This is a genomic window from Lentilactobacillus kefiri, from assembly GCF_007989105.1.
GTDB lineage: Bacteria > Bacillota > Bacilli > Lactobacillales > Lactobacillaceae > Lentilactobacillus > Lentilactobacillus kefiri.
Window position 1 is genome coordinate 1 of the sequence record NZ_BJVK01000090.1, and the last position, 1,441, is coordinate 1,441.

Here is a 1,441-nt window from a genome sequence, read left to right on the forward strand (position 1 = left end):
AAAAGCACTCAGGTTCAATCAGTTAGTGATGCCAAGTCGACTGTAAAGGTTAATTCGGCAAACAGTGTTTCGTCAAACACGGTATCTGATGTGACTGCCAATAAGCATTCAACATCAGCTGATGATTCAAAGACAACTAAAAATTCTGACAGCACCGTTACAACAACTTATGGCGATGCCAAAGATAATCAAGTGACCGTCAACGACAGCAGTTCAAAAACTGATAAAACTGACAAAGTCACCGTTAATGATAGCAGCGCTGCCAAAGACGATTCATCGTCAAACGCAGCCGCTGGCGGCTCGGTTGGTGCTCAGGCGCCACAGCAAAGTTCATCACAGCAGGGGGATGCTGTGGATAGTTCTTCTGCCGCCAGTACTTCAAGCTCATCAAGCTCGTCATCAAGTTCAGACAGTTCATCGGCATCAAGCAGCACAGGAAGCACCGATTTGAATGTCGGTGCATCAGTTGTTGGGGCCAATGACGACACCTTGAATAAGGTTGTTAAAGATGTTGTTGATAAGGTGACCGATTCTGATTCCGACAAATCCAGCACTGTGGATGAGTCGACAACGACACCTGCCGTTCCAGCTGATCCAGCAGACGACAATGTGGTCGTTCTGGAGTCACCGGATGCAAGTGAGCCTGGTGAAACCCAAGAAACCTTAATTGTGCCTAATCAGCCGATTATTGAAAGCAAAAACATTCATAATGATATTTTAGGTGACACATTTGCCGATAAAGTTACAAAAAGTGATCCCAAGGCTGTTAAAGCCGCAGCAACGTCAGCATCATCGAACAAAACCAAGTTGTTGCCGTTCAACGCCTTCTCAAACAAGATTTATCGTCACGTATTGAGCACGGCTCAAAAGCCCGGGACGGTTACAACGACTACCGGTAAGAAAGTCACGTTGACCACTCCGGTCAAGCATGTGAAGTATATGGAGCATGATTCAACCGGAATTTCCGAAACGTTGCCGTTATTGGGAGCCTTGGCAATCATCGCTGTTGCCGGTGTGACATTTATCGCATTTGATCCATTAAGATTTTTATTTAAATAAAAGCAAAAAAGACGCGGTTGATACCTTCAGCCGCGTCCTTTTTAATGCCCTCAATGCCTGATAATATAACGTTCCGAAATAAATTTAAAAAAAGTGCGTATAATACTTGCAAACGCTTACAGATATGATATTATATAGTCAAGGAAGGGAAAAGAAGTTCGAAGCACAGGGGTTTCAACCTACTTTGAATGTTCTCTGATCCAAGATTAATATGTTGTTATGTTACCAGATTATTTTCAAATGTTTCACATGTAGAACGCATAGTTGTTTATTTTAAGAGTTTGAGGTTCACGATTCATTAGAAGCATTGAAGTATGAATAAAGAATGTTTTATTTAGCCGATTGTTTCAAAGATTCACAGAGTTTCAAATTGTTACAGCTG

The 1,441-nt window shown here is 42.3% G+C and carries 1 protein-coding gene; it reads left to right on the plus strand.

Features of this window, described 5'->3' with window-relative positions; all coding sequences use genetic code 11:
* A partial coding sequence (locus LKE01_RS12150; protein WP_054769920.1) for a hypothetical protein occupies window positions 1-1,059 on the plus strand: 1,059 nt, incomplete at its 5' end.
* Window positions 1,060-1,441: the final 382 nt, after the last annotated feature.